Origin of the sequence: Enterobacter chuandaensis (assembly GCF_039718975.1) — a bacterium.
GTDB lineage: Bacteria > Pseudomonadota > Gammaproteobacteria > Enterobacterales > Enterobacteriaceae > Enterobacter > Enterobacter chuandaensis.
The window spans coordinates 4,596,614-4,612,541 of the sequence record NZ_CP097173.1; the positions used below are offsets into that span (position 1 = coordinate 4,596,614).

The following is a 15,928-nucleotide window of genomic DNA, read 5'->3' on the forward strand; positions in this document are numbered from 1 at the left end:
ATGCAACGAGGGATAGTCTGGGTAGTCGATGACGATAGCTCCATCCGTTGGGTGCTTGAACGCGCACTCACAGGGGCAGGATTAAGCTGCACGACGTTTGAGAGCGGCAGCGAGGTGCTCGACGCACTCACCACCAAAACGCCGGACGTACTGCTCTCGGATATTCGCATGCCGGGCATGGACGGGCTGGCGCTGTTAAAACAGATCAAACAACGCCACCCGATGCTCCCGGTCATCATAATGACCGCGCACTCCGATCTGGATGCCGCGGTAAGCGCCTATCAGCAAGGAGCATTCGATTACCTGCCCAAACCGTTCGATATCGACGAAGCGGTGGCGCTGGTTGAACGCGCGATTAGCCACTACCAGGAGCAGCAGCAGCCGCGCCACGCACCCGATTTTGGGCCTACCACTGACATCATCGGCGAAGCACCGGCGATGCAGGACGTGTTTCGCATTATTGGCCGTCTGTCCCGCTCGTCCATCAGCGTATTGATTAACGGTGAATCGGGAACCGGTAAAGAGCTGGTGGCGCATGCATTGCATCGCCATAGCCCGCGGGCAAAAGCGCCGTTTATCGCCCTTAATATGGCGGCGATCCCGAAGGATTTGATTGAATCTGAACTGTTTGGCCACGAAAAAGGGGCGTTTACCGGCGCGAATACCATTCGCCAGGGGCGCTTTGAGCAGGCTGACGGCGGCACGCTGTTCCTGGACGAGATCGGCGATATGCCGCTGGACGTGCAGACCCGCCTGCTGCGCGTACTGGCCGACGGGCAGTTTTACCGCGTGGGCGGCTATGCGCCGGTGAAGGTGGACGTGCGCATTATCGCCGCGACGCATCAGAACCTGGAGCTGCGCGTGCAGGAGGGGAAATTCCGTGAGGATTTATTCCACCGCCTGAACGTCATTCGCGTTCATTTGCCGCCGCTGCGCGAGCGTCGGGAAGATATTCCCCGACTGGCGCGTCATTTCCTGCAGGTTGCAGCCCGCGAACTGGGTGTGGAAGCCAAGCAGCTTCACCCGGAAACCGATGCCGCCCTCACCCGCCTGGCCTGGCCGGGCAACGTGCGCCAGCTGGAAAACACCTGCCGCTGGTTAACCGTGATGGCCGCCGGGCAGGAAGTGCTGATTCAGGATTTACCGGCCGAGCTGTTTGAGGCCACCGCGCCAGAAAGCAGCACCGGGCACGCGCTGCCGGACAGCTGGGCGACGCTGCTGGCGCAGTGGGCCGACCGCGCGCTGCGTTCCGGTCATCAAAACCTGCTGTCTGAGGCTCAGCCAGAGATGGAGCGCACGCTGTTGACCACCGCGCTTCGTCATACGCAGGGCCATAAGCAGGAAGCGGCGCGCCTGCTGGGATGGGGACGTAATACCCTCACGCGCAAGCTGAAAGAACTGGGAATGGAGTGATCTTACTCCGCTGTGTAAAGGTTATTAATTGAGCGCAAATTGCCGTTATTTTGCGCTTTACTGTTCCGATGAGTTTTGTATGATCGTGCCCGGAAATTGGGGGGAGCATCATGCTGGAATCATTAGTGACTTTACTTTCGAGCGGAGCAGCAGAAAGCCACACGCCACAAACTGCCGTTGCGGCGGTGCTGTGTGCGGCGCTGGTTGGACTGTTTAGCTAGCGGGTTGAAATGTAAAAGCCGGGTGGCGGCTTCGCCTTACCCGGCCTACATTTCGTGCTTTTGCGGCTTAAATCACCCGCGAGAACTGCTGCATACGTGCTTTCTGACGCAGATACGCGTCAAAGCACATGCAGATATTACGGATCAACAGACGCCCTTTCGGCGTGACCTCAATCGCGCTCTCAGACACATCCACCAGCCCGTCTTTCGCCAGCGGCGCCAGAAGCTTCAGGTCTTCCGCAAAATAATCGCTGAATGTCAGATCCCACTGCGCTTCCACGTCGCTAAAATCAAGACGGAAGTTGCAGATAAGCGCCTTAATCACATCGCGACGTATACAGTCGTCACGGGTCAGCGCAATACCACGCCACAGCGCGTTGCCGGTTTCATCTACCTGCTGGTAGTAGAGCTTCAGCTCTTTCTGGTTCTGCGCGTAGCAGTCGCCAATCATGCTGATCGCCGAGACGCCCATCCCCAGCAGATCGGTGTCGCCCTGGGTGGTATAACCCTGGAAGTTACGGTGCAGGACACCTTCGCGCTGAGCAACAGCCAGCTCGTCATCCGGACGGGCAAAGTGATCCATGCCGATAAACTGATAGCCGGTTTCGGTCAGCGAGGTGATGGTTTCCTGCAGGATATCCAGCTTCTGCTGGGCAGAAGGCAGATCGGCATCTTTAATTTTGCGCTGGGCGGCGAACAGCGTCGGCAGATGTGCATAGTTAAAGACGCTGAGGCGGTCCGGGTTGAGCTCGGCCACGCGCTTCAGGGTGAAGGCGAAGCTCTCCGGCGTCTGCTTTGGCAGGCCGTAAATCAGGTCGATATTGGTCGAGGTAAAGCCGATGTCACGCGCGTGGTTGAGTAAGGCGAAGATAAACGCTTCGTCCTGCTCGCGGTTGACCAGACGCTGCACCTCTTTATTGAAATCCTGCACGCCCATGCTCAGACGGTTGAAGCCCTCGGCGCGTAAGTGATCCAGAACATCCAGCTCAATTTCACGCGGATCGACTTCGATCGAGATTTCAGCGTCGTCGTTAAAATTGAAATTTCCGCGCAGCAGCGTCATCAGGCGGCTTATTTGCGCCTTATTCAGATAGGTTGGCGTGCCGCCACCCCAGTGAAGCTGGCTGACGTGACGCCCTTTAAACAGCGGCGCGCGGTGCACAATTTCCTGTTCGAGCGCATCGAGGTATTGGTCAGCTTTATGCTGCTGACGGGTCACGATTTTATTGCAGCCGCAGAAGTAGCAGAGCTTGTGGCAGAACGGAATATGGACGTAGAGCGACAGCGGACGCTCTGGATAGCGCGCGACGGCCTGCTGAAAATCCGCCTCGCCGAAGGCATCGGAGAACTCCAGCGCGGTGGGGTATGAGGTATAACGCGGCCCGGAATAGTTATACTTCTGGATTAGGGCCAAATCCCAGTCGATAGTTGGTGCTGACATGCTCACTCCTTCCGTTGGTGTCGCGTTCGTATACGGCGGCCCGTTCTGGCCCCATCGCGGGCCATCATTCGGGTGCGCAGCCACTTCTGTCGCCGCGACAACCGCCGTAGTTTAACGAATAACCACACCAGATAACATATAACCGGAAGGGTTATAAGCAGGACTATCCTACCTGCCGGATGCAAATGTTAGTTTCCACCCTTCAGAAGACGCATCATGTCTTCCTGCTTTTCTTCTTCCTCTTCGTCGTCTTCGTCATCGTAAGACAGACCAAGCTTCTGCATCAGTTCATCAATGCGGTCCAGTTTGGCATCCACCCATGACTGCTCTTCGGCGGTCAGGGTTTCACCCTCTTCAAGACGTTCCAGCAGCGCGTCCAGGCGCTCATCGTTCTCCAGCATATCCAGCTCAGCCTGCGGTGAAAGCATAGGTTTCTCGCTCTTTGGTTTGTGCTGCTTAGTGACCGGGGTGTCTGTCACGCCCAGTGGAATGGGAGTTTTACTGCCGATACGAGGATCTTTCTGCTGTTTGCCTTTTGCAGAAGTGCCTGCTGCCGCACCGCCGTTTGCACGGCTACCCGCAGCATGGCCACGATGTTTTTTATCGCGTTTGCGATCGCGCGCTTCCTGATTCAGTTCTTCGCGCGTTTTGCGGCGTGCTTTTGCCGGGCGTTTCGTGCCCGCTGCGGTGGTCGGTTTTTTCATGATGTTTTATCTTTAAATCGTTTTCTTCAGTATAGAATTGCGGCGAAATCTAGCAGAAAGCAAGCAAAGAAAAAAGGCGACAGAGCAATCTGTCGCCTTTTTTCCTGACTCACAACCCTTAACGGGTCAGACATTCCATGTTTACCAACAACACACCCTGTTTATCCTTTGGCTGATACCGTCCGTGTATGGTTCCATTTCCTGTTAAAACGCCTCCAGGCGCTGGTCGTCCTGACTGTCCTGCGTCTTCGCCTCCTGGCGCTCCTGACCCTAATCCTTAAGTCTGATTCCTGTTGGCTTCCTCGCCCTGACGCACACTTTACCTTGTTCAGTTAAACTGACAAGCAACGAAACGGTACAAAATGAGATTTTCAGACAATTACCCGGAAATAAGCTTATGATTTAAAACAGTTTGGCTTTTTTGACATCTGCGAATTCTCTGAAATCTCCCATAGCAACATTAGCCGATCTCTCACAACGGTTTGGGCATTCGCCTGCAAGCCCTGTGCAATGAGAAAAGCCTTTTGCCCGCATTCGGGTATAATCCCCTCAGATTACGATTTTTGGAGACGACCACGTGACTACCTGGAACTACCAACAGACGCATTTTGTCACCAGTGCGCCCGATATTCGCCACCTGCCTTCTGATACCGGTATTGAAGTGGCATTTGCTGGCCGCTCTAATGCGGGTAAATCCAGCGCCCTGAATACGCTGACCAATCAGAAGAACCTGGCGCGTACCTCAAAAACACCTGGCCGTACCCAGCTGATTAACCTTTTTGAAGTCGCTGAAGGCAAACGCCTCGTCGACTTACCGGGATACGGTTATGCGCAGGTTCCGGAAGAGATGAAGATCAAATGGCAGCGTGCGCTGGGCGAATACCTGGAAAAACGCATGTGCCTGAAAGGTCTGGTGGTGCTGATGGATATTCGTCACCCGCTGAAAGATCTCGATCAGCAGATGATCGACTGGGCTGTAGCAAGCGATATTGCCGTGCTGGTCCTGCTGACCAAGGCCGATAAGCTGGCGAGCGGCGCGCGGAAAGCGCAGGTGAATATGGTTCGTGAAGCGGTACTGGCCTTCAATGGCGATGTACAAGTGGAACCCTTCTCTTCGCTGAAAAAGCAGGGCGTGGACAAGCTGCGCCAGAAGCTCGATAGCTGGTTTAACGAGCTGGAACCCGCGACGGAAGCGGAAGAAGAGTAATACCGAGCGCGGCGAAGTCCGCGCTTTTTTTTGCCTGAACTTTTCTTTGCCGCAATAAAAAACGCCCCAGTCATTACTGACTGGGGCGGCTAAAATATTCAGCCAAATCCGATTACGTGAAGTAAAAGGTCTGAAAGATAGAACATCTTACCTCTGTACCCTACGTCGATAACTCTACCCCTTTTTTTGCTGCAGAAAAAGCACTTTTTGTAGTTTTTTTTCATTCTTTACATAGGGAATTCTAATGATCGTCACAAAACACGCGTTGTTATGTTGCTAACTTACATAAAAAGCGTGTTATTCATATAACGCTTAGTGAGCCTGATCCCAGTTTTCACCACTTCCCACTTCCACCAGCAACGGCACGTCAAGCGTCATGCTGCTTTCCATCAGTTCATGGATCTTTTTCGACACGGAATCGAGATCGTCCTTGTGCACTTCAAATACCAGTTCATCGTGTACCTGCATGATCATTTTCACGCGCGGCTTCTCTTTCTCGAGCCAGGCATCCACGGCTATCATGGCACGCTTGATGATGTCCGCCGCGGTACCCTGCATTGGGGCGTTGATCGCCGCACGCTCTGCGCCAGCGCGGCGCGCCGCGTTGCTGGATTTGATGTCCGGCAGATAGAGACGACGGCCATCCAGGGTTTCGACGTAACCTTTTTCCTTCGCCTGCGCGCGGGTGCGTTCCATATATTCCAGCACGCCCGGATAACGCTCGAAGTAAAGGTCCATATACTTCTGCGACTCTTTACGCGGAATATTGAGCTGGCGTGAAAGACCAAACGCGCTCATGCCGTAGATCAGACCGAAGTTGATCGCCTTAGCACTGCGGCGCTGTTCGTTGGTCACGCTTTCCAGCGGCAAACCAAAGACCTCTGCCGCGGTTGCACGGTGGATATCTTTCCCTTCCGCAAAAGCGGTCAGCAGACCTTTGTCGCGGGACAGGTGCGCCATGATGCGCAGTTCAATTTGCGAGTAGTCAGCCGAGACAATCAGATAGTCATCAGGAGCAATAAAGGCCTGACGAATGCGACGTCCTTCCTCATTACGCACCGGAATGTTCTGCAGGTTAGGATCGGTTGACGAGAGACGCCCGGTTGCCGCTACCGCCTGATGATACGACGTGTGCACACGGCCCGTTTTCGGGTTGATCATCAGCGGAAGTTTGTCCGTATAGGTAGACTTCAGCTTCGCGAGACCACGATACTCCAGAATCACTTTTGGCAGCGGGTAGTCCAGCGCCAGCTCTTCAAGCACCTCTTCAGACGTTGACGGCGCGCCGCCTGGGGTTTTCTTCAGTGGCTTGATGCCCTGCTTTTCAAACAGGATGGTTTGCAGCTGTTTCGGAGACGAAAGGTTAAACGGCTCACCGGCAAGCTCATGCGCTTTTTGCTCAAGCTCGGTCAAACGCTGTGCGAGCTCGCCAGAGTGGTTATGCAGCACCGTTGGATCGATCTTCACGCCATTGCGTTCGATACGGGACAGCACGGGCACCAGCGGCATCTCAATATGCTGGAACACATTCAGCGGACCTTCGTGCTTCTGCAGTTTTGGCCACATCTTCAGGTGCAGCTGCAGCGTGACGTCGGCATCTTCCGCCGCGTAGCGAACTGCTTCTTCGAGAGCAATCTGGTTAAAGGTGAGCTGATTTTTCCCTTTACCGGCAATCTCTTCAAAGGTAATGGTTTTGTGCTTGAGCCAGCGGTCAGATAAGGAATCCATATCATGACGGCCCGCCACGCTGTCCAGAATGTAGGATTCGAGCATGGTGTCGAAGGCAATCCCGCGCAGTTCAATGCCGTAGTTTTGCAGAATGCCGCGGTCGTACTTGAGATTTTGCCCAACCTTCAGCGCCTTTTCGTCTTCCAGAATCGGCTTCAACAGCTCAAGCGCGCGTTCACGGGAGATCTGCTCCGGCGCATCGAGGTAGTCGTGCGCCACAGGAACGTAAGCAGCAATACCCGGTTCTGTCGCAAATGACAGGCCCACCATATTGGCTGAGATGTTGTCGAGGCTGTCAGTTTCGGTGTCAAAGGCAAAGACCGGCGCTTTTTTCAGTTTCTCGATCCAGGCGATCAGCTGCGACTCGTCAAGAATGGTTTCGTAGTTATCGAAGGAGAGCGCTACGGCTTCTTCTTCCGCCTGCTCTTCGGCATCAACGACGATCGTCTCCTTCGGTTTTGCGGCAGGTTTCGCCCCTTTTGCCTGCAGCCATTTACCGGCTTCCACGTCAGTGGTCCATCGCTTGAATTCGTATTTCTTAAACAGGCTCAGCAGATCGTCAGCGGAAGGCTGTTGTACTTCAAGCTGTTCACAGCCCAGTTCCAGTTCCACATCGGTTTTGATCGTTGCCAGCTTATAGGAGAGATAAGCCACCTCTTTGTTCTCTTCCAGCTTCCCGGCCATGGTTTTTGCGCCACGGAAGGAAAGGCCGGCGATCTTGTCTGATTCCGCGTAGAGCGTATCCAGACCACCCAGCCCCTGGAGCAGCGCCTGCGCGGTTTTTTCACCGACGCCAGGGACACCAGGAATGTTATCCGAGGAGTCGCCCATCAACGCGAGGAAATCGATAATCAGCTCTGGCGGCACGCCATACTTAGTGACCACTTCTTCTGGACCCAGAATGGTGTTGGTCATGGTGTTGATCAGGGTAATACCTGGCGTCACCAGCTGCGCCATATCTTTATCACCGGTGCTGATCAGCACCGGACAGCCCATTTTTTCTGCTTCACGCGCCAGCGTACCGATGACGTCGTCAGCCTCCACGCCAGAGACGGCCAGCAGCGGCAGGCCCATTGCTTTCACCATGGCGTGCAGTGGCTCAATCTGCGCACGCAGATCGTCAGGCATTGGCGGACGGTGAGATTTGTAATGCTCAAACAGCTCATCGCGGAAGGTTTTGCCTTTCGCATCAAAAACGACAGCCGCATGGGTTGGCTGATACTGAAGGATCAGGCTGCGCAGCATATTGAGCACGCCGTACATTGCGCCGGTAGGTTCCCCTGCGCTATTGGTCAGAGGAGGAAACGCATGGTACGCCCGATACAGGTAAGAAGAGCCGTCGACGAGAATAAGTGGGTTTTCTGGGATCTGAACCATAATGTCCGTGCCTTTAATCAATTTATGGGTAAAGGATGCCACAGAAGGATGAAAACATCAGTTATTCGCGCCAGATACAGGAAAAGATTTTGCGATCGTGAGGATCGCTCGCAAAATTCAAACTGTGGATAAGTTTGTGTATATTTTCACTTCATATATAAAAAAGACGCTTAACGCAGACGCCAATCACAAATAAAACATTAAATATCATACAGTTGATTGGCATTGCACACTCAAAATTGCATGCTGATGGCTATTTAGCCTATGTGGATATAACTCCTGATTAGCGCTCAATATTAGAGAAATCTTCTGTGTCCGGATAAAAGCCGCCGATTGACGGTGTGAAAGCGCCATTACTTTGCCTGTTTTCTGGTAAAATCAGCGCCCTGCGCCGAATAGCCGGTCGCTCACTTACAGCTAACTACCTGAAAAAGCTCATCATGTCGAGATTGCTCGCTGCAATAACATTACCGCTAAGCATCATTTTAACTATTCTGGTGACGATTGCCTGTTCTGTGCCGATCATTGTCGCCGGGATCGTTAAACTGCTGCTGCCTGTCCCCGCGGTGTGGCGAGCCGTATCTGCGTTTTGTAATTTCATGATGTACTGCTGGTGCGAAGGACTGGCGATCCTGCTGTGTCTGAACCCGCATCTTAAGTGGGATGTTGAAGGGCTGGAGAGCCTCAACAAAAAGAACTGGTATCTGCTGATCTGCAATCACCACAGCTGGGCGGACATCGTGGTGTTATGCGTGCTTTTCCGCAAACACATCCCGATGAACAAGTACTTCCTGAAACAACAGCTTGCCTGGGTGCCCTTTATCGGGCTGGCCTGCTGGGCGCTTGATATGCCGTTTATGAAACGTTATTCGCGCAGCTATCTGATTCGTCATCCGGAGCGTCGCGGTAAGGATGTGGAGACTACTCGTCGTTCCTGTGAAAAGTTTCGCGCGCATCCAACGACCATCGTGAACTTTGTTGAAGGCTCACGGTTTACCGAAGAGAAACGTCAACAAACTCGCTCCCCTTATCAGAACCTGCTTCCGCCAAAGGCGGCGGGTATCGCGATGGCGCTTAACGTGCTGGGTACACAGTTTGATAAGTTACTTAACGTCACGCTCTGCTATCCGGAAAACGATAAGACGCCGTTTTTCGACATGCTCAGCGGCAAACTGACGCGCATTGTGGTTCGGGTAGATTTAGTTCCGATCGATGCCGGGCTGCATGGTGACTACGTTAACGATAAGAATTTTAAACGTCGTTTCCAGCAGTGGCTTAATACGCTCTGGAAAGAGAAAGACGAACAGATAGACAGCATTAAATCTTCATACAAAAACGCCGGTCAGTGACCGGCGTTTTTACATCAACGAACTTACTTTTTCTCGACCAGGTATTTCACGGTATCAGCATACTGTTGTACGAAGATATCCATGCTGCTGGTGTCCATGCCCTGCATGTTCAGCTGATATTTGCCGTTAACAAACATCGCCGGAACGCCCTGAAGCTGCAGGTCAGCGGCCGCTTTTTCCTGCTGAGCGACCAGTGATTTCACTACAAAGCTGTTCCACGCGGCGTCGTACTCTTCACCTTTCACACCGGCATCAACGAACACTTTGCGGATATCCGCAGTGGTCTGAACGGTCTGGGTTTTCTGTACGGCTTCGAACATTGGAGCAGTGATTTTATCTTCCACGCCCAGCGCCATCGCAACCGCCCACGCCTGAGTCAGGTCTTTACCCAATGGGCCCAGGAACTCAACGTGATACTTGGTCATTTTGGTGCCTTCTGGCAGCTTTTTCTTCACGTTGTCAGAAACATGCAGCACTTCTTCAAACTGATAGCAGTGCGGGCAGTAGAACGAGAAGAACTCCAGAACCTGTGGCTCACCAGCAACCGGCTTTTCCAGCGTGATAAACTGTTTACCGTCGGTAAACTGCGCAGCAGAAGCGCTAAATGCCAGAATCATACCTGCCAGCGCCAGCCAAATTTTTTTCATGATTAACTCTCTCCTGGGTGTGTCCAATTAATACATCGGCGTTAATTGCAGAGGAGGTTCCTGAAGAACCTTGACCTGCTCAGTAAATGTAGATATCTGGCTGCGCCAGTAATCTTCTCCGGTAAGCCACGGGAAATTACGGGGAAATGCGGGATCGTCCCAACGCCTGATTAACCATGCGAGATAATAAACAAAACGCATCGCACGTAAAGGCTCAATCAGGGCAATTTCGTCTGAATTAAACGGGCTAAATTCTTCATAGGCTTCAATAATCGTTTCAAGCTGCATGCGCTGCTCGGCTTTGTCCCCATTCAGCAGCATCCACAGATCCTGAACCGCTGGGCCCATGCGCGCATCGTCGAGATCGACAAACAGCGGGCCATCGCGCCAGAGAATATTTCCGGCGTGACAATCGCCGTGCAGGCGCAGAACTGAAATATCATCACGCCAGCAGGTTTTCACCGCAGCAATGAGCTTATCGGTGGCGTTAAGGAAATCATCCTTTAACGCTTTGGGGATCATTGCAGATTTTTCGAATACCTCGCGCGGTTCAAGAAGGTATTCCTGAATACCGATAGTCGGACGAGCAATAAAGTCTTTTTTGCGCCCCGTCTGGTGTATACGTCCCAGATAGCGAGCAACCCACTCCATCTGATCGATATTATCCGCTTCAAACTGACGACCACCCAGACTGGGGAATACGGCGTAGTAAAACCCTTCATGCGTGAGCAACGTTTGGTTATGGAACTTTATGGGTGCGGCAACGGGGACGTCATCTTCCAGCAGATCGTGAGCAAACTGGTGTTCTTCCTGAATTTGCTGTGCAGACCAACGTTCAGGGCGATAGAACTTTACGACGAAGCGCTGACGATCCTCGTCCTGAAATTGGTAGACGCGGTTTTCGTAGCTGTTTAACGGAGTTAGCCCGGAATCCACACGAATACCCTGTTCAAACAGCGCATCCATAATGGTATCCGGGTGTAGTGTCTGGAAAGTAAAAGCCTGGCCGTTCATCCGATCATCCGGAAATTATACGAATGATTCAGGATATCATCTTGTGGCGATTTCGGTGGCTCCGCTTACAAGCTTTTACTCTTTAATTACGCCCCGGGCGCGCAGCAATGCGGTTTTAAAGTCTTCCTCATAATCCTTCTGAATACCAGGAATAACAGCATCTTTGGCAGAGTCGCGCATTTTGAGGTGGTAGATCAGGATGTCATCAGAAAGGTCTGCCAGTTCGCCGTCAAAACCTGACTCTTTTGCCAGTTTCTGTAAGAATTGCATCAGATTCAGCTCAGGCTCTTTTTGCCAGGCTGGCTGGAGGAGTTCAATGACTTCATTCAGACGTTTACATTTCATGGTGGTGCTCCTTTCATTTAGAGTGACACGTTAGCAGGGTCAATCCCACAATAAAAGAGGCGATATTCGTGAATCTTAGCCAGGAAATCATCGGCGTCGTTCTCGCAGGCGGCAAAGCAACGCGGATGGGCGGGGAAGATAAGGGATTACAGCTCCTGAAGGGCAAGCCATTATGGCAGCATGTCGCTGATACGCTTGTCGATCAGGTATCGGCAATGGCGCTGAGCGCAAATCGCCATATCGATATTTACCAGCGCAGCGGGTTTCCCGTTTATCAGGATAACCTCGCAGATTATCCGGGGCCGCTGGCCGGCATGCTTTCGGTGATGCAGCAGTCGCAGGGCGAGTGGTTTCTCTTTTGTTCGTGCGATACGCCATTAATACCCACCTGCCTGGTGGAGCGAATGGTGCAACAGCGAGGTGATTCACCCGTGGTCTGGGTGCATGACGGCGAGCGCGACCACCCAACTATCGCGCTCATTAACAGATCGTTGATTCCTGCTTTGAGCGACTATCTGGCTGCCGGAGAACGAAGAGTGATGGTGTTTATGCGTAAGGCCGGTGGACATGCTGTTGATTTTAGCGACATGAAAACATCGTTCGTGAATGTAAACACAACGGAAGATTTACAGGCCATGCAGGAGAAGAGATGACCTCTGTTTTAGCCATTTCCGCCTGGAGTGGGACAGGAAAAACCACGTTGCTGAAAAAACTGATACCCGCGCTGTGCGCCCGCGGTATTCGCCCAGGCTTGATTAAGCATACTCACCATAATATGGATGTCGATAAGCCGGGCAAAGACAGCTATGAGCTGCGCAAAGCGGGTGCCGCACAGACAATGGTGGCAAGCAACCAGCGCTGGGCTTTGATGACAGAAACGCCGGATGAGGCGCCGCTGGATCTCGCGTACCTGGTGAGCCGGATGGATCACTCCACGCTGGATCTGGTGCTGGTTGAGGGGTTTAAGCATGAGGCAGTGCCTAAGATCCTGCTGTTCCGAAGCGATGCCGGGCACGATATCAGCGAGTTAACGCTGGATGAGCATGTGATTGCGGTGGCCAGCGATGTTGCTCTCGATGCTGAGGTTCCGGTGCTGGATTTAAATGATGAGGATGGGATTGCTGAGTTTATTGTGAGGTGGTGCGCGGTCTGACTTGCCGGGTGTCGGCTTCGCCTTACCCGGCCTGCCGTTTTTCAGCGCAGAAACGCAAAAAGGCCATCCTTTCGGATGGCCTCTTCACTTGTTTGATGCCTGGCAGTTCCCTACTCTCACATGGGGAGACCCCACACTACCATCGGCGCTACGGCGTTTCACTTCTGAGTTCGGCATGGGGTCAGGTGGGACCACCGCGCTAAAGCCGCCAGGCAAATTCTGTTAATCTGTATCAGGCTGAAAATCGTGTCTCTTCGCCAAAACATCTTCGGCGTTGTAAGGTTAAGCCTCACGGTTCATTAGTATCGGTTAGCTCAACGCATCGCTGCGCTTACACACCCGACCTATCAACGTCGTCGTCTTCAACGTTCCTTCAGGAGACTTAAAGTCTCAGGGAGAACTCATCTCGGGGCAAGTTTCGTGCTTAGATGCTTTCAGCACTTATCTCTTCCGCATTTAGCTACCGGGCAGTGCCATTGGCATGACAACCCGAACACCAGTGATGCGTCCACTCCGGTCCTCTCGTACTAGGAGCAGCCCCCCTCAATTCTCCAGCGCCCACGGCAGATAGGGACCGAACTGTCTCACGACGTTCTAAACCCAGCTCGCGTACCACTTTAAATGGCGAACAGCCATACCCTTGGGACCTACTTCAGCCCCAGGATGTGATGAGCCGACATCGAGGTGCCAAACACCGCCGTCGATATGAACTCTTGGGCGGTATCAGCCTGTTATCCCCGGAGTACCTTTTATCCGTTGAGCGATGGCCCTTCCATTCAGAACCACCGGATCACTATGACCTGCTTTCGCACCTGCTCGAGCCGTCACTCTCGCAGTCAAGCTAGCTTATGCCATTGCACTAACCTCCTGATGTCCGACCAGGATTAGCTAACCTTCGTGCTCCTCCGTTACTCTTTGGGAGGAGACCGCCCCAGTCAAACTACCCACCAGACACTGTCCGCAACCCGGATCACGGGTCTACGTTAGAACACCAGCCATTAAAGGGTGGTATTTCAAGGACGGCTCCACGCAGACTGGCGTCCACGCTTCAAAGCCTCCCACCTATCCTACACATCAAGGACCAGTGTTCAGTGTCAAGCTATAGTAAAGGTTCACGGGGTCTTTCCGTCTTGCCGCGGGTACACTGCATCTTCACAGCGAGTTCAATTTCACTGAGTCTCGGGTGGAGACAGCCTGGCCATCATTACGCCATTCGTGCAGGTCGGAACTTACCCGACAAGGAATTTCGCTACCTTAGGACCGTTATAGTTACGGCCGCCGTTTACCGGGGCTTCGATCAAGAGCTTCGCGTTGCCGCTAACCCCATCAATTAACCTTCCGGCACCGGGCAGGCGTCACACCGTATACGTCCACTTTCGTGTTTGCACAGTGCTGTGTTTTTAATAAACAGTTGCAGCCAGCTGGTATCTTCGACTGATTTCAGCTCCACCCGCAGGGGCTTCACCTACATATCAGCGTGCCTTCTCCCGAAGTTACGGCACCATTTTGCCTAGTTCCTTCACCCGAGTTCTCTCAAGCGCCTTGGTATTCTCTACCTGACCACCTGTGTCGGTTTGGGGTACGATTTCGTGTTACCTGATGCTTAGAGGCTTTTCCTGGAAGCAGGGCATTTGTTACTTCAGCACCGTAGTGCCTCGTCATCACACCTCAGCGTTAAAAGGTACCGGATTTACCTGGAACCTCCGCCTACATGCTTAAACCGGGACAACCGTCGCCCGGCTAACATAGCCTTCTCCGTCCCCCCTTCGCAGTAACACCAAGTACAGGAATATTAACCTGTTTCCCATCGACTACGCCTTTCGGCCTCGCCTTAGGGGTCGACTCACCCTGCCCCGATTAACGTTGGACAGGAACCCTTGGTCTTCCGGCGAGCGGGCTTTTCACCCGCTTTATCGTTACTTATGTCAGCATTCGCACTTCTGATACCTCCAGCAACCCTCACAGGCCACCTTCAACGGCTTACAGAACGCTCCCCTACCCAACAACACATAGTGTCGCTGCCGCAGCTTCGGTGCATGGTTTAGCCCCGTTACATCTTCCGCGCAGGCCGACTCGACCAGTGAGCTATTACGCTTTCTTTAAATGATGGCTGCTTCTAAGCCAACATCCTGGCTGTCTGTGCCTTCCCACATCGTTTCCCACTTAACCATGACTTTGGGACCTTAGCTGGCGGTCTGGGTTGTTTCCCTCTTCACGACGGACGTTAGCACCCGCCGTGTGTCTCCCGTGATAACATTCTTCGGTATTCGTAGTTTGCATCGGGTTGGTAAGCCGGGATGGCCCCCTAGCCGAAACAGTGCTCTACCCCCGAAGATGAGTTCACGAGGCGCTACCTAAATAGCTTTCGGGGAGAACCAGCTATCTCCCGGTTTGATTGGCCTTTCACCCCCAGCCACAGGTCATCCGCTAATTTTTCAACATTAGTCGGTTCGGTCCTCCAGTTAGTGTTACCCAACCTTCAACCTGCCCATGGCTAGATCACCGGGTTTCGGGTCTATACCCTGCAACTTAACGCCCAGTTAAGACTCGGTTTCCCTTCGGCTCCCCTATACGGTTAACCTTGCTACAGAATATAAGTCGCTGACCCATTATACAAAAGGTACGCAGTCACCCCATAAAGAGGCTCCCACTGCTTGTACGTACACGGTTTCAGGTTCTTTTTCACTCCCCTCGCCGGGGTTCTTTTCGCCTTTCCCTCACGGTACTGGTTCACTATCGGTCAGTCAGGAGTATTTAGCCTTGGAGGATGGTCCCCCCATATTCAGACAGGATACCACGTGTCCCGCCCTACTCTTCGAGTTCACAACCTGTGTGCTTTCGTGTACGGGACTATCACCCTGTACCGTCGGACTTTCCAGACCGTTCCACTAACACACAAGCTGATTCAGACTCCGGGCTGCTCCCCGTTCGCTCGCCGCTACTGGGGGAATCTCGGTTGATTTCTTTTCCTCGGGGTACTTAGATGTTTCAGTTCCCCCGGTTCGCCTCGTTAACCTATGTATTCAGTTAACGATAGTGCAACGGATTGCACTGGGTTTCCCCATTCGGACATCGCCGGGTCAAAGGTTCATATCACCTCGCCGGCGCTTTTCGCAGATTAGCACGTCCTTCATCGCCTCTGACTGCCAGGGCATCCACCGTGTACGCTTAGTCGCTTAACCTCACAACCCGAAGATGTTTCACTTCTGATTGCGAAAATTTGAGAGACTCGAACACACATAACATGTGTGTCGTTTCAATTTTCAGCTTGATCCAGATTTTTAAAGAGCAAATATCTCAAACATGACTCGCAAGTCAGTTTTGAGATA

At 52.9% G+C, this 15,928-nt stretch carries 12 protein-coding genes and 2 rRNA genes; 6 read left to right on the top strand and 8 right to left on the bottom strand.

The genetic code is table 11. The features are described from left to right. Both glnG and MX657_RS22080 read left to right on the top strand, forming a co-directional pair. Window positions 1-1,413: a nitrogen regulation protein NR(I) gene (glnG, locus tag MX657_RS22075; protein ID WP_028014893.1), complete on the top strand. Its 1,413-nt coding sequence runs from the start codon at window positions 1-3 to the stop codon at window positions 1,411-1,413. A 110-nt stretch (window positions 1,414-1,523) separates the two neighbouring features. Continuing rightward, a complete protein-coding gene (locus tag MX657_RS22080) occupies window positions 1,524-1,634 on the top strand; it encodes a YshB family small membrane protein (RefSeq protein WP_017382667.1) in 111 nt (36 codons plus the stop codon). 67 nt (window positions 1,635-1,701) lie between these two features. Here MX657_RS22080 and hemN read toward each other — a convergent pair whose 3' ends face one another. Then, window positions 1,702-3,075, bottom strand: coding sequence for an oxygen-independent coproporphyrinogen III oxidase (hemN, locus tag MX657_RS22085; protein ID WP_119916939.1), 1,374 nt, complete (start codon window positions 3,073-3,075; stop codon window positions 1,702-1,704). 188 nt (window positions 3,076-3,263) lie between these two features. After that, window positions 3,264-3,779, bottom strand: coding sequence for a Der GTPase-activating protein YihI (gene yihI, locus MX657_RS22090; RefSeq protein WP_119916941.1), 516 nt, complete (start codon window positions 3,777-3,779; stop codon window positions 3,264-3,266). 577 nt (window positions 3,780-4,356) lie between these two features. Here yihI and yihA point away from each other — a divergent pair. After that, window positions 4,357-4,986 (top strand): ribosome biogenesis GTP-binding protein YihA/YsxC, encoded by a 630-nt coding sequence (yihA, locus tag MX657_RS22095; protein ID WP_014885764.1) that lies wholly within the window; start codon window positions 4,357-4,359, stop codon window positions 4,984-4,986. A 312-nt stretch (window positions 4,987-5,298) separates the two neighbouring features. Here the strand turns inward: yihA and polA are convergent, their stop codons facing one another. Beyond that, window positions 5,299-8,091, bottom strand: coding sequence for a DNA polymerase I (polA, locus tag MX657_RS22100; protein ID WP_346806830.1), 2,793 nt, complete (start codon window positions 8,089-8,091; stop codon window positions 5,299-5,301). Window positions 8,092-8,531: 440 nt separating this feature from the next. Here polA and MX657_RS22105 point away from each other — a divergent pair, with 440 nt between their 5' ends. Then, window positions 8,532-9,440, top strand: coding sequence for an acyltransferase (locus MX657_RS22105; RefSeq protein WP_080330273.1), 909 nt, complete (start codon window positions 8,532-8,534; stop codon window positions 9,438-9,440). 23 nt (window positions 9,441-9,463) lie between these two features. Here MX657_RS22105 and dsbA read toward each other — a convergent pair whose 3' ends face one another. The 3 genes from dsbA to MX657_RS22120 form a co-directional block, all read right to left on the bottom strand. Continuing rightward, window positions 9,464-10,087 (bottom strand): thiol:disulfide interchange protein DsbA, encoded by a 624-nt coding sequence (gene dsbA / locus MX657_RS22110; protein WP_028014899.1) that lies wholly within the window; start codon window positions 10,085-10,087, stop codon window positions 9,464-9,466. A 27-nt stretch (window positions 10,088-10,114) separates the two neighbouring features. After that, the gene (locus tag MX657_RS22115) at window positions 10,115-11,101 is read right to left on the bottom strand and encodes a serine/threonine protein kinase (protein ID WP_346806833.1); all 987 of its coding nucleotides are present in this window, start codon (window positions 11,099-11,101) and stop codon (window positions 10,115-10,117) included. Between the two features lie 75 nt (window positions 11,102-11,176). Then, a complete protein-coding gene (locus tag MX657_RS22120; RefSeq protein WP_003861904.1) occupies window positions 11,177-11,446 on the bottom strand; it encodes a YihD family protein in 270 nt (89 codons plus the stop codon). Between the two features lie 68 nt (window positions 11,447-11,514). Here MX657_RS22120 and mobA point away from each other — a divergent pair, with 68 nt between their 5' ends. Both mobA and mobB read left to right on the top strand, forming a co-directional pair. Continuing rightward, window positions 11,515-12,099, top strand: coding sequence for a molybdenum cofactor guanylyltransferase MobA (mobA, locus tag MX657_RS22125; protein ID WP_346806836.1), 585 nt, complete (start codon window positions 11,515-11,517; stop codon window positions 12,097-12,099). Further along, window positions 12,096-12,599, top strand: a complete 504-nt coding sequence (gene mobB / locus MX657_RS22130; RefSeq protein WP_346806838.1) for a molybdopterin-guanine dinucleotide biosynthesis protein MobB — start codon at window positions 12,096-12,098, stop codon at window positions 12,597-12,599. The genes mobA and mobB overlap by 4 nt, the downstream gene beginning before the upstream one ends. 97 nt (window positions 12,600-12,696) lie before the next feature. On the opposite strand, the gene rrf is transcribed toward mobB, so the two are convergent. Both rrf and MX657_RS22140 read right to left on the bottom strand, forming a co-directional pair. After that, window positions 12,697-12,812, bottom strand: a 5S ribosomal RNA gene (rrf, locus tag MX657_RS22135). Window positions 12,813-12,877: 65 nt separating this feature from the next. Beyond that, window positions 12,878-15,781, bottom strand: a 23S ribosomal RNA gene (locus tag MX657_RS22140). Window positions 15,782-15,928 lie beyond the last annotated feature (147 nt).